Annotated in this window: 21 protein-coding genes; 13 read left to right on the top strand and 8 right to left on the bottom strand. The window is 67.1% G+C overall.

All coding sequences use genetic code 11. From position 1 onward, the window contains the following. Nucleotides 1–1545, top strand: coding sequence for a tripartite tricarboxylate transporter permease (locus IBX22_RS10025; protein ID WP_194815017.1), 1545 nt, complete (start codon nucleotides 1–3; stop codon nucleotides 1543–1545). 80 nt (nucleotides 1546–1625) lie between these two features. Here the strand turns inward: IBX22_RS10025 and IBX22_RS10020 are convergent, their stop codons facing one another. Continuing rightward, entirely contained in the window at nucleotides 1626–2561 is a 936-nt protein-coding gene (locus IBX22_RS10020) for an ADP-ribosylglycohydrolase family protein (RefSeq protein WP_194815016.1), read from the bottom strand. Nucleotides 2562–2747: 186 nt separating this feature from the next. Between IBX22_RS10020 and IBX22_RS10015 the strand changes: the two genes are divergently transcribed. Then, on the top strand, nucleotides 2748–3527 hold the full coding sequence (locus tag IBX22_RS10015; RefSeq protein ID WP_194815015.1) for a Rossmann-like fold-containing protein: 780 nt from the start codon (nucleotides 2748–2750) through the stop codon (nucleotides 3525–3527). Between the two features lie 6 nt (nucleotides 3528–3533). Here the strand turns inward: IBX22_RS10015 and IBX22_RS10010 are convergent, their stop codons facing one another. Beyond that, a complete protein-coding gene (locus IBX22_RS10010; RefSeq protein ID WP_194815014.1) occupies nucleotides 3534–4025 on the bottom strand; it encodes a GNAT family N-acetyltransferase in 492 nt (163 codons plus the stop codon). 32 nt (nucleotides 4026–4057) lie between these two features. Beyond that, nucleotides 4058–4810 (bottom strand): histidine utilization repressor, encoded by a 753-nt coding sequence (hutC, locus tag IBX22_RS10005; RefSeq protein WP_194815013.1) that lies wholly within the window; start codon nucleotides 4808–4810, stop codon nucleotides 4058–4060. Nucleotides 4811–4973: 163 nt separating this feature from the next. Here hutC and IBX22_RS10000 point away from each other — a divergent pair, with 163 nt between their 5' ends. Genes IBX22_RS10000 through hutG form a run of 4 tightly spaced genes read left to right on the top strand, consistent with a single transcriptional unit; the run spans nucleotide 4974 to nucleotide 10346 of the window. Continuing rightward, complete coding sequence (locus tag IBX22_RS10000; RefSeq protein WP_194815012.1) at nucleotides 4974–6410, top strand: cytosine permease; 1437 nt, start codon at nucleotides 4974–4976, stop codon at nucleotides 6408–6410. A 42-nt stretch (nucleotides 6411–6452) separates the two neighbouring features. After that, a complete protein-coding gene (gene hutU / locus IBX22_RS09995) occupies nucleotides 6453–8135 on the top strand; it encodes a urocanate hydratase (protein ID WP_194815011.1) in 1683 nt (560 codons plus the stop codon). Between the two features lie 3 nt (nucleotides 8136–8138). Further along, on the top strand, nucleotides 8139–9332 hold the full coding sequence (gene hutI / locus IBX22_RS09990; RefSeq protein ID WP_309234514.1) for an imidazolonepropionase: 1194 nt from the start codon (nucleotides 8139–8141) through the stop codon (nucleotides 9330–9332). 57 nt (nucleotides 9333–9389) lie between these two features. Continuing rightward, nucleotides 9390–10346 carry a formimidoylglutamase gene (hutG, locus tag IBX22_RS09985; protein ID WP_228538277.1) on the top strand — a complete coding sequence of 319 codons (957 nt, stop codon included), beginning with the start codon at nucleotides 9390–9392 and terminating at the stop codon, nucleotides 10344–10346. Nucleotides 10347–10358: 12 nt separating this feature from the next. Here hutG and IBX22_RS09980 read toward each other — a convergent pair whose 3' ends face one another. Beyond that, the gene (locus IBX22_RS09980; protein ID WP_194815009.1) at nucleotides 10359–11888 is read right to left on the bottom strand and encodes an FAD-dependent oxidoreductase; all 1530 of its coding nucleotides are present in this window, start codon (nucleotides 11886–11888) and stop codon (nucleotides 10359–10361) included. A gap of 102 nt (nucleotides 11889–11990) precedes the next feature. Continuing rightward, entirely contained in the window at nucleotides 11991–12692 is a 702-nt protein-coding gene (gene aztA / locus IBX22_RS09975) for a zinc ABC transporter ATP-binding protein AztA (RefSeq protein WP_194815008.1), read from the bottom strand. Nucleotides 12693–12740: 48 nt separating this feature from the next. Between aztA and aztB the strand changes: the two genes are divergently transcribed. The 4 genes from aztB to IBX22_RS09955 all read left to right on the top strand — a co-directional run bounded on the left by aztB (nucleotide 12741) and on the right by IBX22_RS09955 (nucleotide 18193). After that, on the top strand, nucleotides 12741–14723 hold the full coding sequence (gene aztB, locus IBX22_RS09970) for a zinc ABC transporter permease AztB (protein WP_194815007.1): 1983 nt from the start codon (nucleotides 12741–12743) through the stop codon (nucleotides 14721–14723). After that, entirely contained in the window at nucleotides 14720–15637 is a 918-nt protein-coding gene (gene aztC / locus IBX22_RS09965; RefSeq protein WP_194815006.1) for a zinc ABC transporter substrate-binding protein AztC, read from the top strand. The genes aztB and aztC overlap by 4 nt, the downstream gene beginning before the upstream one ends. A 15-nt stretch (nucleotides 15638–15652) precedes the next feature. Beyond that, entirely contained in the window at nucleotides 15653–16819 is a 1167-nt protein-coding gene (gene aztD, locus IBX22_RS09960; RefSeq protein ID WP_194815005.1) for a zinc metallochaperone AztD, read from the top strand. Between the two features lie 81 nt (nucleotides 16820–16900). After that, nucleotides 16901–18193: a glycosyltransferase 87 family protein gene (locus IBX22_RS09955; protein WP_194815004.1), complete on the top strand. Its 1293-nt coding sequence runs from the start codon at nucleotides 16901–16903 to the stop codon at nucleotides 18191–18193. Here IBX22_RS09955 and IBX22_RS09950 read toward each other — a convergent pair. From IBX22_RS09950 to IBX22_RS09940, 3 genes are all read right to left on the bottom strand, one after another. Next, entirely contained in the window at nucleotides 18190–18435 is a 246-nt protein-coding gene (locus IBX22_RS09950; protein WP_194815003.1) for a glutaredoxin domain-containing protein, read from the bottom strand. The genes IBX22_RS09955 and IBX22_RS09950 overlap by 4 nt on opposite strands. Before the next feature lie 139 nt (nucleotides 18436–18574). After that, on the bottom strand, nucleotides 18575–19312 hold the full coding sequence (locus IBX22_RS09945) for a GAF and ANTAR domain-containing protein (RefSeq protein ID WP_194815002.1): 738 nt from the start codon (nucleotides 19310–19312) through the stop codon (nucleotides 18575–18577). A 16-nt stretch (nucleotides 19313–19328) separates the two neighbouring features. Continuing rightward, on the bottom strand, nucleotides 19329–20117 hold the full coding sequence (locus IBX22_RS09940) for a GAF and ANTAR domain-containing protein (RefSeq protein WP_194815001.1): 789 nt from the start codon (nucleotides 20115–20117) through the stop codon (nucleotides 19329–19331). A 377-nt stretch (nucleotides 20118–20494) separates the two neighbouring features. Between IBX22_RS09940 and IBX22_RS09935 the strand changes: the two genes are divergently transcribed. The 3 genes from IBX22_RS09935 to IBX22_RS09925 all read left to right on the top strand — a co-directional run bounded on the left by IBX22_RS09935 (nucleotide 20495) and on the right by IBX22_RS09925 (nucleotide 23249). Then, nucleotides 20495–20782 (top strand): hypothetical protein, encoded by a 288-nt coding sequence (locus IBX22_RS09935; RefSeq protein ID WP_194815000.1) that lies wholly within the window; start codon nucleotides 20495–20497, stop codon nucleotides 20780–20782. Nucleotides 20783–20854: 72 nt separating this feature from the next. Continuing rightward, nucleotides 20855–21991: a serine hydrolase gene (locus IBX22_RS09930; RefSeq protein WP_194814999.1), complete on the top strand. Its 1137-nt coding sequence runs from the start codon at nucleotides 20855–20857 to the stop codon at nucleotides 21989–21991. An 82-nt stretch (nucleotides 21992–22073) separates the two neighbouring features. Continuing rightward, complete coding sequence (locus IBX22_RS09925) at nucleotides 22074–23249, top strand: hypothetical protein (RefSeq protein WP_194814998.1); 1176 nt, start codon at nucleotides 22074–22076, stop codon at nucleotides 23247–23249. Nucleotides 23250–23350: the final 101 nt, after the last annotated feature.

Here is a 23350-nt window from a genome sequence, read left to right as displayed (position 1 = left end):
GTGGACGCGTTATCCAATTTGATGGCGGGCTTCGGCACCGCCCTCACTCCGACGCATCTGCTGCTGGCCGCGGTGGGTGTGCTGCTGGGCACCGCCATCGGCGTGCTGCCCGGCATCGGGCCGGCGATGGCGGTGGCGTTGCTGCTGCCCATCACCTACAGCATCGAGCCGACGGGCGCGTTCATCATGTTCGCCGGTATCTACTACGGCGGCATGTTCGGTGGGTCGACTACCTCGATCCTGCTGAATACCCCGGGTGAGACCGCCTCGGTGGTCACCGCCATCGAGGGCCATCCGATGGCGAAGCGGGGCCGGGGCGCGCAAGCGCTGGCCACCGCGGCCATCGGGCACTTCATCGGCGGTATCGCGGGCACCACGCTGCTGGTGCTGACCGCACCCCTGGTGGCGAAGTTCGCGGTGGATATCGGCGCACCCGACTACTTCGCGATCATGTTGCTGGCGTTCATCGCCGTCACGTCGGTGCTCGGCAGCTCGCGGGTGCGCGGATTCGCGTCGCTCGGAATCGGTTTGACGTTGGGCCTGATCGGGTTGGACCCGATCACCGGTCAGCAGCGCCTTACCTTCGGGTCACTGCAATTGGCAGACGGTATCGACGTAATCATCGTCGCCGTAGGGCTTTTCGCAGTGGGCGAGGCTCTGTGGGTCGCAGCGCATCTGCGCCGCCGCCCCGGCACGGCGATTCCGGTCGGCCGAGCCTGGTTGAGCCGCAAGGATTTCGACCGTTCCTGGAAGGCTTGGTTGAGGGGGCCTTTCATCGGATTCCCGTTCGGCGCGGTGCCGGCGGGTGGTGCGGAAATCCCGACGTTCCTGTCCTATGCGACCGAGAAGCGGCTGTCCAAGCACAAGGACGAGTGGGGCAAGGGCGCCATCGAAGGCGTCGCCGGCCCGGAGTCGACCGCGAGCGCGTCGGCGGCGGGCACCTTGACCACCATGCTGACCCTCGGCCTGCCGACGACGGCGACCGCGGCGGTCATGCTGGCGGCCTTCCAGCAGTACGGCATCCAGCCGGGACCCCTGCTGTTCCAACGGGAATCGGAACTGGTGTGGACGCTCATCGCGAGCCTGTTCATCGGCACCGTGCTGCTGCTGGTGCTGAATCTGCCGCTCGCTCCGGTGTGGGCGAAGCTGCTGCGCATCCCACGGCCGTACCTGTACGCGGGCATCCTGTTCTTCGCCAGCGTCGGTGCGTACGCGGTCTCCGGTGATGTGGTGGACCTGGTGCTGCTGCTGGTGATCGGCGTAATCGGTTTCATCATGCGCAGATTCGGGCTGCCGCTGCTGCCCGCGATCATCGGCGTGATCCTGGGACCGAACGCGGAGATGCAGATGCGGCGCGCGTTACAGATCAGTGATGGCGCGCTGAGCGGGCTAATCGATACCTGGTTCGCCAGAATCGTTTACGCGATCATCGCGGTGATTCTGCTGTGGCCGGTGATCGCGATGGCGATCCGGAAGCTGCGTGGCGGTGGGGATTCCGACGGTTCGGGTAAGCCCGCAGCGGTCGAAGCTCCAGTGCAGGCGTAAATCAGCGTATTCCTCGGCCGGGGCCCAGCGTTCGGAATGAACGTCCGGGTCCCGGCCGAATGCATGCCGGGACGACGGATTCAGTCGATGGAATAGCGATCGTCCGGGGCGCTCCAGCCCGACCAGAGTTCTACTGTCCCCGAAGGTAATCCGGCCCACTTCGGAAGGGGTTCGCAGCTCCGCAACCACTCCGAGGGGATCGCGTCGATCCCCAGGCGGGCGGCAAGGATGCCGCCGACGATGGCGCAGGTGGTGTCGACATCGTCGGAGGCGACGGCGGTGGCCCACAACGCTTCGGCGAAATCGTGCGGGTACTTCGCGACCGCCCAGAGGCAGAGCGGGACGGTATCGGGCGCGGAGACATCGCGGCCGGTGCCGAGAGTGGCTGCGGCACTGCGGGAATCCTGGAGATGGAGCAGTCCGGCGGCGGTTTCGATGCCGCTGCGGACCAGGCCGGGCGGGGTGCGCTCGGCGACCGCGGCCAGTAGTTCGGGTCCGCGGAGATCCAGTGCGGCGGCGACGGCTACCGCGATGGCTCCCGCAATGCCCTCGGGGTGCGTGTGGGTAACTTCCGCCGACGCCGCGGCCTCCCGCACGACCCGATCGAGGTCGTCGGCGAAGAACGCGCCGAGCGGTGCGACCCGCATCGCGCCGCCGTTTCCCCAGGACCCCTTTCCGTCGAACGCGGCGCGCGCCAGTGCGCGCCAGTCTCCGTTTTCCTGACGGATCAGGCGCAGCATCCGGTTCACGCCCGCGCCGTAGCCCCGGTCGAAGTCGTGGTGCTTGGCGAAGGATGCGGCCAGTGCGTCCTGGTCGATACGCCCGAGCCGGTCCAGCACGGCGTAGACCGAGCAGGCCATTTCGGTGTCGTCGGTCCAGAACCACGGTGCGCGCGGCAAGGTGCGGGTTTGCAGGCCCCGGAAGGTGCCCGGGACGAAGAAGGAGGAGCCGAATCCGTCGCCGACGGCCAAGCCGTGCAGCGACGCGACGGCACGAGTACGGCGGTCAGCGATCATGTGTCCGATCTTGCCGAACCACCGGCGTTTTCAGCAAATACACTTTCCGTGCGAACCGACCGGAGTGTCCTTTTGGCTGCGGCTGAATTGCCTGCGGCACAACATGTTCCACTCATACACTGGGATCGTGAGATTCCGGCATTATGCCGGAATGCGACAATCTTTTGCAGAATCGCAGGTATTCCCATGCGTGTAATCCTCTACGGCTGCGGCGATTTCTCCTACGTGATCGAGTATTTGCAGGAAGCTCTGAAAGCGCTGCAACTGCCGGCCTATGCGGCGTTCGACCCACAGAACTCGGCCGCCCATGTGCCGGTGGATGTGATGGCCACCGAGCTGCGCACCCTCGACCAGCTGAAGCGTCAGTATGGGCCGCGAGTGCTGGACAACATCGCGGCCCTGAAAGCGAAGGGCGTCAACGTCGAACTGGGCGTGAACGCGGTCGGTCACCCCTCCTACGGCCCATTCGACCTGGTGATCTTCCGTAACCCGCACACCGGAAACTATGGCAACAGCCAGGATCCGTCGATGACGTCGTATCTGGAAGCGATCGGATCCAACAACGGCCTGTTCCAAGGCGTCCTCGCGCAGACCAACCACACTCGGGTGCCCTACGGTCTGGTCCTGATCACGGTGGTGGGCTGGCCGTACCTGGGTAAGAACCCGAAGTCCCAGCTCGGATTTCAGGGCCTGCAACTCGAAAACCCTACCTACGCTCAGCAATACGGCACCCAGGCGGGCCTGGAATTCTTGAAGTACATCAACTTCGGGCCGCAATGGGTGGCCCGCAATACCGGCGGCAGCTTCCAGGCCGACGAAATCGGGTTGCTGTATCGCGATGCCACGCATTGGCGCGATATCCGGGAACTGGAACACACCATGCGCGCCTACGACGCCGACCGCGTACCGGCCTGGTGCAAGCTGCATCCCGACTACGAGAAGATGCGGCAGCACATCGGCAAATGAGCGCCGCTAGGCCAAGTGCTTGATATAGCGATGCGCCGGCACCGCGACCGGACCATCGGGACCCGGTGCGGCGTGGGTGAATTCGCCCTCGTCGATCCAGCCGTTGCGTTCGTAGAACCGGCGCGCCCGGGCATTGCCCGCGACCACGGCCAGCCAGGCCCGGCGATGGCCGTGGTCGCGGACCAGCTGCTCGGCGGCAGCGAGCAGCAGCGCGGCCACGCCGCTGCCGCGATACTTCTCGCCGACGTAGACCTGCTCCACTTCGTCGTCCTCGACCATCACGAACCCGGCCACCGCACCGTCGACGGTCGCGACCGTGGTATCCGGAACCCGTTGTGCCGCACGTGTATCGAATGATTCCCGCGGCCGCACCGCGAGCAGGGCGTCGGGCACGTTGCCGAGATGCCCGTCCTGCCAGCCGTCGTACCAGATCCGCGCGACCTCGGGGGCGTCCGCCGCCCGCCCGGGCCGCAGCTCAACCGCCGCCGCGTCTGCCATTCCGGAACTGTAGCAACGGAATCGGCGCCGGTTCAGCGGTTGCCGAAGACCCCTTCGAGCCGGTTGCGGGACCCGGGATGGACCAGCCGGGCGGCGCTCACCAATCCGGTCGAGGACCAGGTGCGGCGGCGGATGAGCAGGCACGGTTCGCCGCGTTCGATGCCGAGCAGCCGGCATTCCTCGGCGGAACCGAGCACCGCTTCGACGAGGTGCTCACCGCGTTCCAGCGGCGCGACCTTGCTCAGGTAAGTGTTCGGGGTCAGGGCGGTGAAATCCTGGTCGAGGTAGTCCGGCGCCTCGGCCGGATTGACCAGCCGGTCCTCCACCTGGATCGGCACCTCGTCCTCGTAGTGCACGAGGATCGAGTGAAAGACCCGGCGCGGCAGCAGTTCTCGCATGATCGAGCGCCGGTCGAGTTCCTCTTCGCACACCGACACCACCTGGGTGCGGTGCCGGTGTCCGCGCTGCTGGATCTCGTCGGCGATGTTCTTCACCTCGAACAGCGACGACGGTGCCTTGGTGCCCGCGACGAAGGTGCCCACTCCGGCATGCCGCACGATCAGGCCCTCAGCGGTGAGTTCGCGCAGGGCGCGGTTGATTGTCATGCGGGACAGGCCGAGTGCGGAAACGAGCTGGTTCTCCGACGGCAGCTGATCGCCCTCGGACCATCTGCCGGACTTGATCTGCGCGGTCACGAGGTTCTTGATGCGTTCGTAGGCGGGCGCGGACTGGCCCGAATCCCGGAACAACGCAGCAAGTTCCGCGTCGACCGCCGCGATCGCCATCTCCCACACCCATCCCTGAAGTCACACCGATATCTACCGGCGGCTGAAGTGTATCGAGCTTTGGGACGCTCCATCCGGGCACTTGACAGCCGGTTGTCTATACAGGACTATACACCTCAGTCGCCGCGAGCGTGACGCGGCACACAGTGAATGAGGCAAGCCAGTGACCCATGACGATCAATCCGGAGCGGGGCTTACTCCGGAACGCCGGACCATCGACGTCGTACCCGACCATGAACGGCACGGTTCGCCGCGCAGCCAGTTCACCCTGTGGTTCGGCGCGAACATGCAGATCACCGCGATCGTCGACGGTGCGCTGGCCGTGGTCTTCGGCGCCGACGCCTGGTGGGCGATCCTCGGTCTGCTGATCGGCAACGTGGTCGGCGGCGCGGTGATGGCGCTGCATTCCGCGCAGGGCCCGCGGATGGGTCTGCCGCAGATGATCTCCAGCCGCGCGCAGTTCGGCGTGCAGGGCGCGGTGGTGCCGCTGGTGCTGGTCGTCCTGATGTACCTGGGCTTCGCGGCCACCGGCACGGTGCTCGCGGGCCAGGCCATCAACAAGATCCTGCACATCGACACCCCGGTGGTCGGCATCCTGATCTTCGGCGGGCTGACCGCGTTCGTCGCGGTGACCGGCTACAAGCTGATCCACGTCGTCGGCCGGATCGCCACGGTCGTCGGCATCGTCGGCTTCACCTACCTGTGTGTGCGGCTCTTCAGCGAGTACGACGTCTCGAACTTCGTGGGGACCAAGCCTTTCCACGTCGCCACGTTCCTGCTCGCGATCTCCCTGGGCGCGGGCTGGCAGCTCACTTTCGGACCGTACGTCGCCGACTACTCCCGCTACCTGCCGCGCTCCACCAGCGAGCGCACCACCTTCTGGTCCACCTTCGCGGGCACCGTGATCGGCTCGCAGTGGGCGATGACGCTGGGCGTGCTGATCGCCGCCTGCGCCGGCAAGACCTTCCTCTCCGACCAGGTCGGATTCGTCGGCCAGCTGGCCGGGCCCGCACTCATCGCCATGCTGATCTACCTGGTGATCGTGGTCGGCAAGCTGACGGTGAACTGTCTGAACGCCTACGGCGGCTTCATGTCGATCCTGACCACGGTCACCGCGTTCAACGGGCAGTCCCGCATCTCGACGGCCGCGCGTACCGCCTACATCGTCGGCTTCACCGGCGTCTCGGTGCTCATCGCGATCGCGGCCAGCGCGGACTTCCTGAACAACTTCAAGAACTTCGTGCTCGTGCTGCTGATGGTGTTCACGCCGTGGAGCGCGATCAACCTGATCGACTACTACCTGATTTCCAAAGAGCGCGTGGACATTCCAGCGCTGTACGACGTGAACGGCCGCTACGGCCGCTGGAACGTGACCGCGCTGAGCTGCTACGTCATCGGCGTCGTCGCCCAGATCCCGTTCCTGGCCCAGAAGATGTACACCGGCCCGATCACGAAAATGCTGGACGGCGCGGATATCTCGTGGATCGTCGGCATTCTCCTGACGGCCGCCATCTACTACCCGATCGCGCGCCGCTCCAGCAATCCGCCGGACCGGATGATCTACCCCCCGCACACCGAAATGGCCGACACCCGAGCCTGATTCGCCCCCCGCACCGCCCCTCGATCCAAAGGAGCAGATTTCATGTCCGACCGCACTGACGGCGCCCGCCCCGTATCCGCGCCGCGCGGCAGCGAGCTCACGACCCTCGGCTGGCAGCAGGAGGGGGCCCTGCGCATGCTGATGAACAACCTCGACCCCGAGGTCGCCGAGCACCCGGACAGCCTTGTCGTCTACGGCGGCACCGGCCGCGCCGCCCGCAGCTGGGCCGCGTTCGACGCCATGGTGCGCACCTTGAAGACACTGAAGTCGGATGAAACCATGCTGGTGCAGTCCGGCAAGCCGGTCGGAGTGTTCCGCACCAACGAGTGGGCGCCGCGGGTGCTCATCGCCAACTCGAATCTCGTTGGCGACTGGGCGAACTGGGAGGAGTTCCGGCGGCTCGAGGAACTCGGCCTCACCATGTACGGGCAGATGACCGCCGGTTCCTGGATCTACATCGGCACCCAGGGCATCCTGCAGGGCACCTATGAAACCTTCGGCGCGGTCGCCCGCAAGCTCGCGGCGGCGGGCCGGGGGAGCGGGACGCTGGCGGGCACCATCACCCTCACTGCCGGGCTCGGCGGTATGGGTGGCGCGCAGCCGCTGGCGGTCACCATGAACGAGGGCGTCGTGATCTGTGTGGACTGCGATGTGACCCGCATCGATCGCCGTATCGCGCACAAGTACCTCGATACCAAGGCCGACAACCTGGAGCACGCGCTGCAGCTCGCTGTTGAGGCACGAGATGCCAAGCGGCCCCTGTCGATCGGCGTCGAGGGCAACGCTGCCGAGCTCTTCCCGCAGCTGCTCGCCATGGGTGCGCCGATCGACATCGTCACCGATCAGACTTCGGCGCACGACCCGCTGTCCTACCTGCCCGCCGGAATTCCGTTCGCGGACATGAAGACCGCGGCCGAACGGGACCCGGGCCTGTTCACCAAGCAGGCCCGGGAATCGATGGCCCGCCACGTCGAGGCCATGGTCGGTTTCATGGACGCCGGCGCCGAGGTGTTCGACTACGGCAACTCCATCCGTGACGAAGCCCGAAAGGGCGGCTACCCGCGGGCTTTCGAGTTCCCCGGCTTCGTGCCCGCCTACATTCGCCCGCTGTTCGAGGAGGGCCTCGGCCCGTTCCGCTGGGCGGCGCTCTCGGGTGACCCGAAGGACATCGCCGCCACCGACAAGGCGATCCTGGAGCTGTTCCCGGAGAACGAGCATCTGCGCCGCTGGATCGAAATGGCCGGGGAGCGGGTCGCATTCGAAGGCCTGCCCGCTCGCATCTGCTGGCTCGGCTACGGCGAGCGGCACCTGGCCGGCCTGAAGTTCAACGAGATGGTGGCCTCCGGCGAGCTGTCCGCCCCCGTCGCGATCGGCCGCGACCACCTCGACTCCGGGTCGGTGGCCTCGCCGTACCGCGAAACCGAGGCCATGCTCGACGGCTCCGACGCCATCGCCGACTGGCCGCTGCTCAACGCCCTGGTCAACACCGCCTCCGGCGCGTCGTGGGTGTCGATCCACCACGGCGGCGGCGTCGGCATGGGACGCTCCATCCACGCCGGCCAGGTGTGCATCGCCGATGGCACCGAACTGGCCGCCGAGAAGATCACCCGAGTGCTGACCAACGACCCCGGGATGGGCGTCATCCGGCACGTCGACGCGGGCTACGAGCACGCCGCCGACGTGGCCCGGGAGCGTGGCGTGCGCGTCCCCATGACGGAAGGCTGAGCCGTGTCGGTGCTGCTGACCAATATCGGCACGCTGGTTACCAACGACCCCGCGCTCGGCGCGGGTGCGCTGGGCGTGATCCACGATGCCGCAGTCGTTTTCGACGATGGTGCGGTCGCGTGGGCCGGCCCGGCGGCGCAGGCGCCGGACGCGGACGCAGGGCACGACCTGGGTGGTGCGGCGGTGCTGCCCGGGTTCGTCGAAAGTCACTCGCACCTGGTGTTCGCCGGTGACCGCGCCGAGGAATTCGGGGCACGCATGGCCGGAAAGCCATACGCCGCGGGCGGTATCCGCACCACCATCGCGGCGACCCGCGCCGCAACCGACGAGCAGCTACGCGCCAACGTGCGACGGCTGCTGGACGAATCGCTGCGCTCGGGCAGCACCACCGTCGAAATCAAAAGCGGCTATGGGCAATCGGTGGAGAGCGAACTGCGCAGCGTACGGATTGCCGCTGAGTTCACCGACGAGGTGACGCTGCTGGCGGCCCACGTGCCGCCACCGGAGTACGCGGGCCGCGCCGACGACTACGTGAAGATGGTCTGCGCGGAGATGATCGATGCCTGTGCACCGCATGCGAAGTGGATCGATGTGTTTTGCGAGCAGGGCGCGTTCGATCGCGATCAGGCCGATGCCGTGCTCACCGCGGGTGCTGCCGCCGGGTTGATCCCGCGGGTGCACGGCAACCAGTTGCATCAGGGGCCGGGTGTGCAGGTGGCTGTTGCGCACAACGCGGCATCGGTCGATCACGTGGCGCACGTCAGCAAGGCAGACATCGAGGCGCTCGCCGGTAGTTCGACAGTGGCGACGGTGCTGCCCGCCGCCGACTTCTGCACGCGCAATGCCTATCCCGACGCGCGCGCACTGATCGACGCGGGTGTCACGGTTGCCCTCGGTGCGGACTGCAACCCGGGCACGTCGTACACGACCAGCATCCCGTTCTGCATCGCCCTCGCGGTGCGGGATCTGCACATGACACCCGAGGAGGCGGTCTGGGCCGCAACCGCTGGCGGAGCGAAGGCATTGCGCCGCAACGATATCGGCGCACTGACAGCAGGCATGCGCGCCGATGCCGTCGTCCTCGACGCGCCCTCTTACCTGCACCTGGCCTACCGCCCAGGTGTGCCATTGGTCCGGGAGGTGTGGCAGGGCGGGGTAGCCGTCCGCGCCTGGCGGACTCAGCGAAATGACAAGTGAGGCAGGAGCAGTGAGCGAATCGAGGTCGATCATGACTGCGGGCGTCGAGGTATGCCGATGAGCGCGCCGGCAAGGGCGAAGTCGTGGACCGGCCGGGTCGACGGCACGGGGCCGGAGCATCTGCGCTGGCACCAAGCAGTCGAAACCTACACCGGTACAGGCGAACCCGGTGCACCTGTGTTCATCGGCTTCGCCAGCGACGAGGGCGTCCGGCGCAACAAGGGGCGACTCGGCGCGGCCGCGGGTCCGGCAGCCCTGCGCCGGGCGCTGGCGTCCATGGCGCTCCCGGAAGCTTTGCGCGCCTACGACGCGGGCGATATCGAGGTCACTGACGGGAACCTGGAAGGTGGCCAGGATGCACTGGCCACAGTGGTGTCCGCGGCGCTCGACTCCGGCCACTTCCCGATCGTCCTCGGCGGCGGTCACGAGGTGGCGTTGGGTACCTACCTGGGCCTGGCGCGATCCGAGCAGCGCACCGCCGCGACGCGCATCGGCATTCTCAACCTGGACGCGCATTTCGACCTGCGCCCGGACCCGGTGCCGAGCTCGGGTACTCCGTTCCGTCAGATCGCGGAGTGGGAGCAAGCCCAAGGTACGGCCTGGCAGTACTCGGTGATCGGCATCAGTCAACCGAGCAACACCCCGGTGCTGTTCGAAACCGCCGATCGCCTCGGAGTCCGGTACATGCTCGACGATTACTGCGGCACCGGCAATCTCCCGTCGGTCCTGGAATTCGTGGACGGCTTCCTGGAATCGGTCGACCAGGTCTACCTCACCATCGACCTGGATGTACTGCCCGCCGCGGTCGCTCCGGGCGTCAGCGCACCGGCTGCCTACGGTGTACCGCTGGAAACCGTTCAGGCGGTCACCGACCATATCGCCGCCAGCGGAAAGCTCGCGGTTTGCGATGTGGCAGAACTGAATCCGGCTCTCGACATCGACAACCGCACCGCTCGCACGGCCGCTCGTCTGCTGCACCGCATCGCCACCAGGCGGGTCGCGATCACCGACTGAATGGTCGTCCGGTCACCTGGTGGCGATGCGTGCGTGCAACGCCGTGACCACTTCGCGCGCGGAGGTGAAGGCTCCGTGCTGCCAGGCGACCGCATTCGAGAGGTAGTCGCCCGCGAAGTAGATGCGGTCCACCGGCGCGTGCAGCTCGGCGTACCCGGGTCCTTCGACCCACGCGCCCTCGGAATACCGGGTGCGCCGCCAGCTTCCGGAGAACGACGAGAGGATTTCACGGCCGTACTTGGCACCATGGATGGCCGTGCCCGCATCGAGGGCTTTCGTCAAACGTTCGCGGTGCGAGCGGGATTCGAACGCCAGCTGCCGTCTGCCGGTGTTGTAGTAGCCGACGATCACCCCGCGGTCACCGTTGAAATGGTCGGAGGGATACATGATCTGGGTGATGTCGAGGTCGGTGTAGGTGATTCCGCCGAAGATCCGGTCGTCCAGCTCCCACCAGCGCCGGGCGTACTCGATGCCCAGCTTGCCCGCGGGCACCGGTCGCGCTGCGCGCAGCGTGGCCAGCACGTCGGCGGGCAGGTTGGTCGCTAGCCGGCCGATCAGATTCGGCGGCAGCGTGCAGATGCAGTAGTCGGCGGTGACGGACTGTTTCCTGCCGTCCTGACCGAACTCGACGAGCACTCCTGTCGCGGTGTTCATCATCGAGGTGACCTCGGCACCGAATCGGATTCGGCCGGCGCCGATTTCCCGCTCGAACGCGCCGTAGATCCGATCCATGCCGCCGACCGGGACGAGCATCGCCATGGCCTGGTCGTACCCGAACTCGAAGCTGAAGTCGCGACCGAGACCGCCGCGGATCACCTCCGACATGCCGAAGGGAGTCGGCTCGTGTCCGCGGCGCGCCGATCCGAGATAGCGCCCATCGCTGGACAGGTCGCCGAAGTCGCGCAGGAACGACGACAACGCCTCCTTGTCCGCGCCGGTGAGCACATCGTCGAGCGCCCCGCGCGCGGCCGCCTTTTGCAGCAGCTCCGAAAGATAGCCGTACACATCGGCTTTGGCCGCGCGGTACGGAATCGACCGTCTGGAAAGCTCGGTGTTACTTGCGTAGTTGACGAGCGCGTTCGCGTTCTGGTTACCGAACGTCTGGAGCTGCACGCCGAGTTCACGGCAATAGTCGATCGTGAGGTGGCCCTGCGGGATTCGGCTGGCACCGAGGTCGAGGTGGTGACCCGCGCCGAAGGTGCAGGTCTGGGTTTCCTCGTCGAGGTCGGTCTCGACGGTTCCGCCGCGTACCGACCACACCCGACCTCCAGCCCGCTGCCGCGCCTCCAGCACGGTGACTTCGTATCCCGCCTTGCGCAGTTCGTAAGCCGCACACAGCCCGGCCGGTCCGGCGCCGAGCACCAGCACCGAGGCGTCACCCGCGGCCTTACCGATGAGATCGCCCATGGCAGGCGGCCGGTAGCGTGCCGATCCGTCAGTAACCTCGGGCGCGAATCCGAGCGTCGCCAGTGCCCCGTAAGCCAACCCGGCGCCACCGGTGATCCCGAGACCCTGTACGAAATTTCGCCTCGTGACCTTCATCGGAACCCCATCCGTCGCGCCGGGAATCCACACCGGCTACCGAATGAGAATGCCACCGCCGCGCTTGTTCTGCCGCGGTTACCGCATTGGCAAGTGCGGGTATCAGGTGGCCGCCGTGGGTGCCAGGTGGCGTCCGATGACGTGGTAGGGGGTGCCTTCGGCAATGAGGCGGCCGTTGCGCAGGTGCAGGCAGTGGGTGGCACGCCGGGCATCGTCGAGGTCGTGGGTGGCTTGGACCACCGTGACTCCCTCGGCGCTGATCTCGGTCAAAATGATCGAAATCGCTTCTTGTGCTTCGGAATCCAGGCCCGCGGCGGGCTCGTCGAGCAGCAGGAGCTGTGACTCCTGCGCGAGTGCCTGGGCGAGCAGTGCGCGCTGACGCTGTCCGCCGGACAGGCTGTCGAGGCGGCGCGAGGCGAGGTCGGCGATGCCGACTCGGGCCATGCAGGCCGCCACCAGTTCGTGGTCGGCGCGCTTCAGGCGGCGCCATGGGCCGCGCACACCCCAGCGGCCCATGGCCACCGTCTCGCGCACGGTCAGCGGGAGCGTGGTGGGGACAGCGGTGTGCTGGACCACGAAGGCGGGGCGGTCCGAGATCGTCCGACGCACCTGCCCGGCCTGCGGCGACAGCACGCCCGCGAGGACGCTGAGCAGGGTGGATTTGCCGGAGCCGTTCGGGCCGATCAGTGCTGTGACCTGGGCGCGGGGGATTGTGGCCGTCACCTCGTACAGGACCAGGGTCCCCGCGTAGCCCGCGCTCACCCCGTTCAGGTGGATCGCGGCCGGGTCCGGTTTGTGTTCCATGTCACCTCACTTGTAACGATAATCATTTTCATCATAGTGTGTCGCGACATGGAGTGGCTGATGGACCCGTTCGAGGTGGCGTTCGTGCAACGAGCGTTGTGGGGTGGGCTGCTCGTCTCCGGGATCTGCGCGGTGGCGGGGACCTGGGTTGTGGTGCGGGGCATGGCTTTTCTCGGGGATGCGATGGCGCACGGGATGCTGCCGGGGGTGGCGGTGGCGGCGCTGCTCGGTGGGAATCTGCTGCTGGGTGCCGCGATCAGCTGTGGAGCAATGGCTTTCGGTGTCTCAGTGCTGAGTCGTAATCGGCGCTTTTCACCAGACACCGGGATCGGGCTGTTGTTCGTGGGGATGCTGGCGCTCGGTGTGATCATCGTGTCGCGGTCGGATTCGTTCGCCGTGGATCTGACGGCGTTCCTGTTCGGTGACGTGCTGGGCGTGCGGACCAGCGATCTCGGGTTCCTGGTGGCGGCGTTGGTCCCGGCAATCGCGGTGGCGGTGCTCGGGCATCGGGCGTTCGTGGCGCTGGCCTTCGATCCGCGCAAGGCGCACACCCTGGGGTTGCGGCCGAAGGTGGCGCAGGTGGCGCTGGTCGGGTTGGTGACGCTGGCGATCGTCGCCTCGTTCCATGTCGTCGGCACGCTGCTGGTGTTCGGTCTGCTGATCGCTCCGCCGGCGGCGGCGACGTTCTGGGCCGACCGGATACCGCTGATCATGGTGCTGGCGGCGGTCTTCGGGGCGGTGTCCACCTTCGCGGGGCTGTTGATTTCGTGGCACGCGCAAACGGCGGCCGGTGCCACGATCGCGATCGTCGCGGTGGGCTTGTTCTTCGTCTCCGCCATCGTCTCGGCGCTGCGGGAACGGCTGCGCCGCGCCGGGGTCGGCGCGGCCGTGCTGGCCGCTGTGGTCGCGGTGCCGCTGGCCGGTTGCGGTGCGGAAGAGGCGCCGAGTGCGCCCACCGAGACGCCGCACGGTTACGTCGAGGGCGCCGAGGAAACCGCCGACGCGCAGTCCCGGTTGATCCTGGCCGACCAGGCCACCGGGGCGATCCGGGTGCTCGACCTGATCACCGAGAAGGTCACCGAGGCAGGCAAAGCCGAAGGCGCGCAGCGTCTGGTCGGTGACGGCCGATACGGCTATGCGGGCGTGCGGGATGCGGTGCGGATCACCGATGGCGGCGCGTGGATGGTCGACCACGACGATCACGTGCACTACTACCGTGCGCCCATCCGCGCGGCGGGTTCGGTTGCGGGCGGGCCGATTACGGCCGTGCACAGTGACAAGTCCGTCGTGGCGGTGGCATTCGAGAACGGCGCCACGGTGCTGCTGGATCGTGCTGAACTCGACAAGGGCACCGTCAAGGAGCTGCACCGGATCGGCGATGGAGTCGCGGTTCCGTATGCCGAGAACCTGGTGGTCGCCGGGCCGGCGGGGCGGGTCGAGATCCGTTCCCGTGCGGGCGCTCCCGTCACCACTGTCACCGAACCCTGCCAAAACCCGCGCGGCCAGGCGGTCACCCGTCGCGGCGTCGTATTCGGTTGTGCGGATGGCGCTTTGGTAGTGCGCAAGCAGGAAGACGGCTTCACCGGGGAGAAGATCCCCTACCCACAGCCAGTGCCGGAGGCCGACCGTGCCGTCGAGTTCACCCACCGCCCGAGCAGTACGGCGCTCACCGCCAAGGCTGGTCGGCAGGGTCTGTGGTCGCTCGACATCCGCAAGAAGACGTGGAAGCTGGTGCCCCTCGCCGACGTGGTCGCGGTCAATACCGCAGGTGAGGGTGCACCACTGCTGGCGCTTACCCGCGACGGCATGCTGCACGGCTTCGACCCCGAAACCGGCGAGCGGACAACGCAAACCAAGGTCCTGGTGACTCCCGCCGACACCGCGTCACTCGTGGTCGACACCGCCCGGGCCTACATCAACGACGCACCCGCCCGCGTCGTGCACGAGATCGACTACAACGACAACCTGCGCGTGGCACGAACGTTCACCCTCGACATCGCGCCGACGCTGATGGTGGAGACCGGCCAATGAGAACTATCACCCGCGTAATTGCCTGCCTGGCAGTGCTTTTGCCCGCACTGAGCGCCTGCTCCGGCGACAGCGGCGACCGTCAGGGCATCGTCGTCACCACGAACATTCTCGGCGATCTCACCCGCAGCATCGTCGGCGACGCGGTCCCGGTGACCGTGCTGATGCCCGCGGGCGCCGACCCGCACTCGTTCGCCATCTCCGCCCGCCAGGCCGCCGAGATCGAGCGGGCTGGTCTGGTCGTGCACAACGGCCTCGGTTTGGAAGAGGGCGTCGCACGCAATGTCACCGCCGCCGTCGAAACCGGTGTCCCCACGTTGTCGGTGGCCGAGAAACTCGACCCGATCGATTACAGCTCCGACGAGTCCAAGGGCAAACCGGATCCGCACTTCTGGACCGACCCCAAACGGGTGCGCAAGGCAGTCGAGCTGATCAGCGCCCGGGTCATCGAGGACGTCGACGGCATCGACACCGCCGCCGTCCGGCAGCGCACCACCGCCTACCTCGCCGAGATCGATCAGCTCGATCAGTGGATGACTCAGCAGTTCGCCACCATCCCCGCCGAGAAACGCAAGCTGGTCACCAACCACCACGTATTCGGTTATTTCGCACAGCGTTTCGGCTTCACGGTGGTCGGCGCGGTCATCCCCAGCGGCACCACGCTGGCCTCCCCGAGCGCCTCCGATCTGAGCAATCTGGCCGACGCGATCCGCACGGCCGGCGTCGGCGCGATCTTCGTCGACTCCTCCCAGCCGGACCGGCTCGCCCGCGTCCTGGCCGAACGCGTCGGCCTGAACGTCCAGGTCATCGGCCTCTATACGGAGTCGCTCACCGAACCCGGCCAGGGCGCGGGCAGCTATCTGGAGATGGCGCGCGCCAACACCGAAGACATCGTCCGCGGTCTCACCGCACCTTAGAAAATGGAGTACCGAATGAATATCCGGTCACGTGCCACCAAGACGGTGGCCATGTCCGCACTTGTCGCCTCCGCCGTCGCCCTGAGTGGCTGCGGCGCAGACGATTCCGCCGACAAGCACAACCATGAGGCGGGCGCCGAGCCGATCGCTCTCACCTACGACGGCGGCATCCTCGTCCTCGACGGCAAGACCCTGGAACAGCAGGGCGAAGTCAAGCTGGAGGGCTTCAACCGCATCAACCCGGCGGGCGACGACCACCACCTGATGGTCACGCACAAGGACACCTTCAAGGTCTTCGACGCTTACGACGCGAAGTTCACCGACATCGAGTTCACCGCGGCCAAGCCGGGCCACGTGGTGAACCACGCGGGACGCACCGTGCTGTTCGCGGACGGTTCCGGCGAGACGACCAGCTTCGACTCCAAGCAGCTGGAATCGGGCAAGCCCGAAACCAAGACCTACAAGGCCGCCGCGCCGCATCACGGTGTGTCGATCGAACTGGCCAACGGTCAGCTCGTTACCACCCTCGGCACCGAGGACAAGCGGGTAGGCGTCGTGGTCCTCGACGCCGACCGCAAGGAGATCGCCCGCACCGAGGACTGCCCCGGCGTGCACGGCGAGGCCACCGCGCAGGGTGAGGCCGTGGTCATCGGCTGCCAGACCGGCGTGGTCGTCTACCGCGACGGCAAGATCACCAAGGTGACCAGCCCGGACCCGTACGGCCGCATCGGCAACCAGGCCGGCACCGAGGTCTCCGCGGTCGTGCTCGGCGACTACAAGAAGGACAAGGACGCCGAACTGGAACGGCCGACCCAGGTTTCGCTGATCGACACCGTCACCGGCACCCTGAAGCTGGTCGATCTCGGCACCAGCTACACCTTCCGTTCGCTGGGCCGCGGTCCGGCCGGTGAGGCGCTGGTGCTCGGCACCGACGGCAAGATCCATGTGATCGACCCGATCGCGGGCAAGGTCACCAAGACCATCCCGGTGCTCGACTCCTGGTCGGAGCCGCTGAAGTGGCAGCAGGCGCGTCCGGCGCTGTTCGTGCGTGGTGATACCGCGTATGTCTCGGATCCGGCTACCAAGAAGGTGTACCGGATCGACCTCGCCGCGGGGACCGTCGCCGCCAGCACCACGCTGCCGTCGGCGCCGAACGAGATCAGCGGTGTCGTTGCCCACTAGGCGCAGCTGGACGAACCCGCCGTACCCCTGGATGGTCGGCGGGTTCGAGCTCGTCCGCCCCTATCGGTATAGTTGCCGCGGATGAATAGTTCCACCGCGCGTGATGCATCCAAGTCACCGGACCGCCGTTTCCGGCCCGTCGGGTGGCTTGTCCCGGCGCTCCTTGCCGTGGTGGCCTACCTGTTCCTGACCGGGCCGATCTGGCCTGTGCAAGCCGTAGACGGCGGTGTCCCGATCACCGGCGATTTCATCGACCTGCAGGTCTACCGGCTCGGTGTCGAAGCGTTGCGCGATGGCGGCAATATGTACGGCCAGCTGCCCGAGACGAACGCGGGGATCAGCCTGCCGTTCATCTATCCGCCGTTCGCCGCCCTGGTGCTGGGGCCGTTCGCGCTGCTGCCGTGGGATCCGGCGGCGTTCCTCTTCTTCTACTCCTCGATCGCCGCGCTGGCGGTGACGCTGTACCTGGTGGCCCGGCGCATCTGGCCCGAGCGGACCCAGCTGCGCACCGCGCTGTACGCGACCGCCTGTGCCGTGCCGCTGGCCATGCTGCTGGAGCCGGTCTGGGCGACCTTGAACTTCGGCCAGGTCAACCTGCTGCTGATGGTGCTGATCGCGGCCGACGTGCTGGCGCACAAGCCCAAGTGGCGGCGCGGCATGCTGATCGGTATCGCCGCCGCGATCAAGCTGACCCCGGCCGCGTTCGTCCTGTACTTCCTGGTCAAGAAGGACTACAAGTCCGCGATCACGGCCGCCGTCACCGGTGCGGTCGCGACCCTGCTGAGCTTCGCGATCCTGCCCAAGGCGTCGGTCGAATACTGGTTCAACGGCATGGGCAATGTGTCCGGGTTGAGCGGGTCGTCGTTCCACACCAACCAGTCGATCCAGGCGGTGCTGGCCCGGTTCGAAATCGAGAAGCCGCTGTTCACGATCCTGTGGCTGGCGATCAGTGCGCTGCTGCTGGTGCTCGTGGTGGCCGCCATGCGCCGCACGCTGGACTTCCCGCCGCTGGCACTGGCGATCAACGCGGTGTTCACGCTGCTGGTCTCGCCGATCTCGTGGTCACATCACTGGGTGATGATCGCGCCCGCGCTGTTCGCGATGTTCGGGTACGCGTTGCGGTTCCCGTGGCCGCGCCGGCTGCGCTGGTTCGCGGTCACCGCGATCACCGCGTGGGTCTTCGTCTACGGTCCGCAGAACTGGCTGCCGGGTGACGACGATCGCGAATTGTCCTGGACCCCTTGGCAGCACTTCGAGGGCGACACCTACGTGTGGCTCAGCGTGCTGCTGGTAGTGCTGTTCCTGCTGGCGACCCGGCGTTCGGCGCGAGTGCTCGGCACTACGGAACCCGCTGAGCTGCAGCCGATCCGCTAGTCGCGCAGGGCCGCGCGGATCTCGTCGATTCCCGGATTGACCAGGGCCTTTCCGTTCACCAGGACGGTCGGGGTGATCTCGTCGCCGCCGGTGATCGCGCGCACCGCCGCCGCGGCTGCGGGATCCCGAATGGAGACCTTGCGGAACGGGATTCGCGCCGCCCGCAACCGGACGGCCAGCCGCAGGCAGTAGGGGCAACCCAGGCGCCAGTACACCGTGATCGGAGTGCGAGCTTCGGTCATGCTGTGTCTCCGGAAGTTTGGCGCTGCCTGCCGCCCGAGAGGTGATTCGGGCGGGGCAGCCACCATGCATTCAACCGGCCGAAGCTGAGTTCGCGCGGGTGTTTCGGTGTGATTCTGCTGAGAATGCCTGGCGCGTTGCTCATCGGCCGGGCATCCCATCCAAGAGCGACTCCGAGTCCACCGCGCCGGTGACCACGGCATTGGACAGATCCACCAGGCGAATATTGTTGCTGCGGGCATGATCACGCAACCGCTTGAAGGCTTGATCCATGTCCAGGTGGCCGCGTTCGGCGAGCACACCTTTGGCCTGCTCGATGATGATGCGGCTGTTCAACGCCGAACGCAGTTGGCTGTTCAAGGTTTCGGCGCGGTTGAGGATCCGGTGCTGTAGGACGCCGATGCACGCGACGTCGGCCAGCGCCTGCGCAACCCGCAGATCGTCGCCGACCAGCGCACCCCGGGTCGCGCCGAAAAGGTTCAGCGCTCCGATGGTTTCGGTGCGCAACCGCAGCGGCAACGCGTAGACCGACCGGTAACCGTTCTCTTCGCCCCGGCGGACGAACTCCGGCCACTTGCCGGCGGCGGCGCTGAGATCGTCGACAAGCACCGGAGTGCCGGTGTCGTAGGCCTGCAGGCACGGCCCGTGATCGGATTCCAGCTGGAACAGCTCCAGCAGATGAGTCTGCTCGCTGGTCGAGGCCAGCACCTGCAGGGTGCCGCGGTGATCGGCGAGCAGCAGACCGGCCTGAGCGGCGTCGAGCAACCGCACGCAACCTTCGACCAACTCTTGGCAGAGTTCGACCACGTCGTAGTCGGCCACCAGCGTGTCGGCGAGTCGCACGAAGGCATCGACCAGTGGTCCTTCCCGGGATTCCATGTATCCCTCCACCTTCCTAATTGTTCTCGGGACCGAAACGCAGCTGCCGGCGCACTACGCGGGTGGCTACCTCGGTCATGGAAAGTTCTTCGGCGAAGGCGTATCCGCGGAGCAAGGCGTAGGCGTCGCGGGCGGTCGAGCCGGTCTGGGCGATCACCATGCCGGCGGCCTGATGGATATCGCGAGTATTGGTGGCCGCTTCCCACCACCACTGCTCGGCACCGTCGAGATCGCCGCTCGGGCCCGCGCCGTCGGTCCCGGGTTCCTGCCCGTTGCCGCCGGCATGGATTCGGCCCTTCGGCCAGTCGGCATCGTCGACGCGCGGACCGCCCGACAGCAGCAGCGTGGTCACCAGATCAGCCACGTGCAGACCCGCCGCGAGCGTCCGGCGCTCGAGTGGGCCGGGCTGCGCGCAGTAGATGTCGAGTACTCCCAGCCGGATCGCGCCGAGATGCAGCGGCAGGGCATACATCGCCCCGGTGATGTCCTTGTCGGCGACGGCACTGAGAAACCCGGGCCAGCGCGGGTCGTCCGCGGCGAGATCCGGGACCAGCACCGGCACACTGTCCCGGATCGCCGAGACGCCCGGGCCCTCGCCCAGCATCGACTGCAGCGCTTCCACATCCGCCGCCACCTTGTCGCTGGCGCACCAAACCTGCAGGCCCGCGTCCGCCTCGTCGATCGCGATCGCCGCGCGCTGCATCGACAGCACCTCCGCGGCGGCGGTGCACAGCCCGTCGACCCGGTTCCCGTCGTGATACAGCGCTGAGAGGAATTCGGTGGTCAATTGATCGAAGGACGTCATCGGACGCGATTCGGGAAGCCCACGCCACCGCGCCTGTCCTGTCCGCCGTTGGTGTTGTCCCTGCTCCTGGAGCGGCCTGCGGCCGTTGGGCAGTGTGGCCCCCGCGCCGCGGACGTAAGCGCGAGAGTCTCCGTCTCTCAGCATAGTGCGATGAAAGGTGCATTGCGGCCGCGACGCGGCGTACCAATCGCCGACGCGAGCAGCGGTCGTGCCGTCGAGCTCTTCCGCTACCAGGTGCGACGCCGTACTCTTACCGCCTACGCACCCGGAGACTGTGTTACTCCGGCTCGGTTTCGACATTCTGCATTCTCTTCTCCGCCCCGGACCCTGGTGGATCACGCATCCACGTTTGATCGATACGGCAAGGGGCCGAATTCATGACCAGCGGCGAGCTCGAATTATCTGCGACAAGAATGCTTTCCGGCCTGACCGCGCTCGTCCGGCTCCGCCCCGAGGTGCCACAGATCTCGCCGGCCAGGGGCACGCTGCTGCGGTTGGCGCTGGAATTCCCCGATGTCGCGCCGGAGGTGATCCGGGCGATCGTCGTGAGCAGCAGTGCCGATCTGCGGCCCAGCGTGGCGGAATCACTGAACGAAATGGCGGAATTACTGGCCCGGCAACGTATTCGGCGAATCGCCGCAGCCGGGAAGGTGGCGTCGGGATGATTGGTTAACGGGTGTCGCACCGGCGGTGATATGGACTGCGGGGCCGATACTTTCACAGCAGGGAGACGCCGGATGCGGTTGTCCATGATGCGGGCTGCGCTGATCGCGACCGCGGTTTCGGTGTTGCTCGCGGTGGTTCCGGCGGCTGCCGTGCCACCGCCGACCGAGCAGACGGCGACATTGCAGGCTGAGCTGGACGAGCTGGTGGCGACGGCCGGGGTGCCCGGCGCGCAGCTGGTGCACACCGTCGCCGGGCGGGTCGATCAATTCGACAGTGGGGTAGGAGATTTCGGTACCGGAGCGCGTTTCCCGGATGGCGCGCAAGTACGGATCGCGAGTATCACGAAGTCGTTTGTGGCGACGGTGGTGCTGCAACTGGTGGCGGAGGGGCGGGTCGAGCTCGACAGTCCGGTGCAGCGTTACCTGCCCGGGGTGGTGCACGGCCCGGGTGGTGACGGTGCGGTCGTCACGGTGCGAAATCTGTTGCAGCACACCAGCGGTATCCCGAACTACCTGTCGAAGATCGATCAGGATTCGGTCGAGGGCTTACGGGCCGCCCGCCCGGCCGCCGAGCTGATCCGGATCGGGCTGGACAGTCCGGCGGAGTTCACGCCGGGCTCCGAGGTCGGTTACTCGAACACGAACTATCTACTGCTGGGGCAGCTGATCGAGCGGGTCACGGGACTGCCGGTGGGGGTGGAGGTCACCCGCCGGATCCTGGTGCCGCTCGGCATGCTCGGGACGTATTGGCCGCTGTACCCGGTCGAACAGATGATCCGCGCACCGCATCCGCGCGGATATCACGAATTCGACGGCGTCCGGGTGGACGTCACCGATATCGACGCCGGGTGGGGGCTGGCCGACGGGGCGATGGTCGCAACCGGCGGTGACCTCAACCGGTTCTTCCTGGCACTGCTCGCGGGCGAACTGCTGCCGCCGGACCTGCTGGCGCAGATGCGCGACGGCCTGCCCACCGGCCTGGTCGGCTACGCCGAGGCCGCCGGACTCGGGCTGTTCCGGTTCTCCACCTCGTGCGGCGTGCAGGCCTGGGGGCACACCGGCGCCATCCACGGTTTCAGCACCCTCAGCGTCGCCACCGAAACTCGCGCCGTCACCGTGGTCATGAACGAACTGCCGGGCGTCGCAGGCAATATCGGGATCACCGTCGGCTCGGACACCATCCTGGAGGCGGTGCTGTGCATGAGCTGACCCGGGCAGTGACTGACTGGAGTGGTACCGGCCGGGCGCGGGTTCCGGTCGGCGGCCCGAACATCGGGTGATACTTGCGCGCGTGTCTGCGACCAAGCTCGATCCGCGACGGCTGCTGGCCGTCCTCGTGGTAGGCGGTGCGACCGCCCTGACGCCCGCCTTCGACAGCGCGGCACAGGTCGACGTGCTGTCCGACTGCGGGTGGAGCCAGCGGATCGGCGCGGACACCGTGAACGTCGCCCTGCCCGACACCTTCGCCAACTACTGGATCGCCGCGATCCCCGGACTGCCCGCCGAGGGCGTCACGCTGCACGGCCAGTTCCCGCACGGGCGCTACATCTCTTTCACCAGCTATCAGGGCTCGCGCACCCTGGACGGGCTCGACGACCTGCGCATCGAACCCGATCCGGGCAGCGTCAACCCGTTCCGGCCGGGCGCCGACCGCACCGCCGCGAAACGGTCGTACACCGTGCACATCAAGCCGGGACCGCGCCCGGAACGGCCCGAACCGAACACCCTCTACGCCGAATCCGGGTTCGCGGTGTTCATATATCGGATCTATCGGCCGGATGCGGGCCTCGGTCCGCTCGGCGGTACGTCGCTGCCGGAGCTGACGATCAATCGGCCCGACGGCCCCGAACGCATGCCCGCCTGCGAGTCCCCGCAGGAGGTCAGTGCTCCCAAGGTCGCGCACCTGCCCAGCGGGGCGCCATTGCCCGCCGACGTAGCCGGGCCCGATCCGCGCCGATGGGTGCGGACCACCGGCAACGGAGTTTTCGCGAACCCGGACAACACCTATCTGGCCGCCCATGTGACACCCGATGCCGGCGAGGTCGTGGTGGTGCGCGCGAAGCTGCCGACCACCCCTGCCACGTATCACGGCGAACCCGAGATGGGGCACGGTCAGCTGCGGTACTGGTCGATGTGCGCCAATGAGCTTGTCAGCACCCGGGTTTCGGCATGCGTCGCCGATGACCAGATTGCTGTGAACGAGGCGGGAGAGTTCACCGTGGTGGTCTCCGACCCCGCCGACCGCCCCGCCACCGCGACCCCGGAGTGCGGAATCGCCTGGCTCCCGACCACCCACGTCGCCACTCTGCTGCTGATGCGGAACCTGCTGCCTGCCGAGGACTTCGCCGAGGCGATCCAGGACGCCCCGGAGGACGATCTGGCCTCGGCCATGGGTGCGTACTATCCGCTTACCACCGTCGAATCGAGCACCGATTTCGAAGCGGCGGAGTGCCCTGCGGCCAGGTAACAAGCCGACCGGTCGGCACTCTCTGTGAGTTCCCCTGTCGCCCAATAGGTTCCGCATGCACGGAGTAGGATTTGTCCGGCATATTCGAACCGGCCGAAGGG

The organism is Nocardia sp. XZ_19_385, from assembly GCF_015355755.1.
In the GTDB taxonomy this organism is placed as follows: domain Bacteria; phylum Actinomycetota; class Actinomycetes; order Mycobacteriales; family Mycobacteriaceae; genus Nocardia.
Note: the sequence above shows the minus strand (reverse complement) of the source record. Positions and strands in the feature narration are given on the sequence as shown.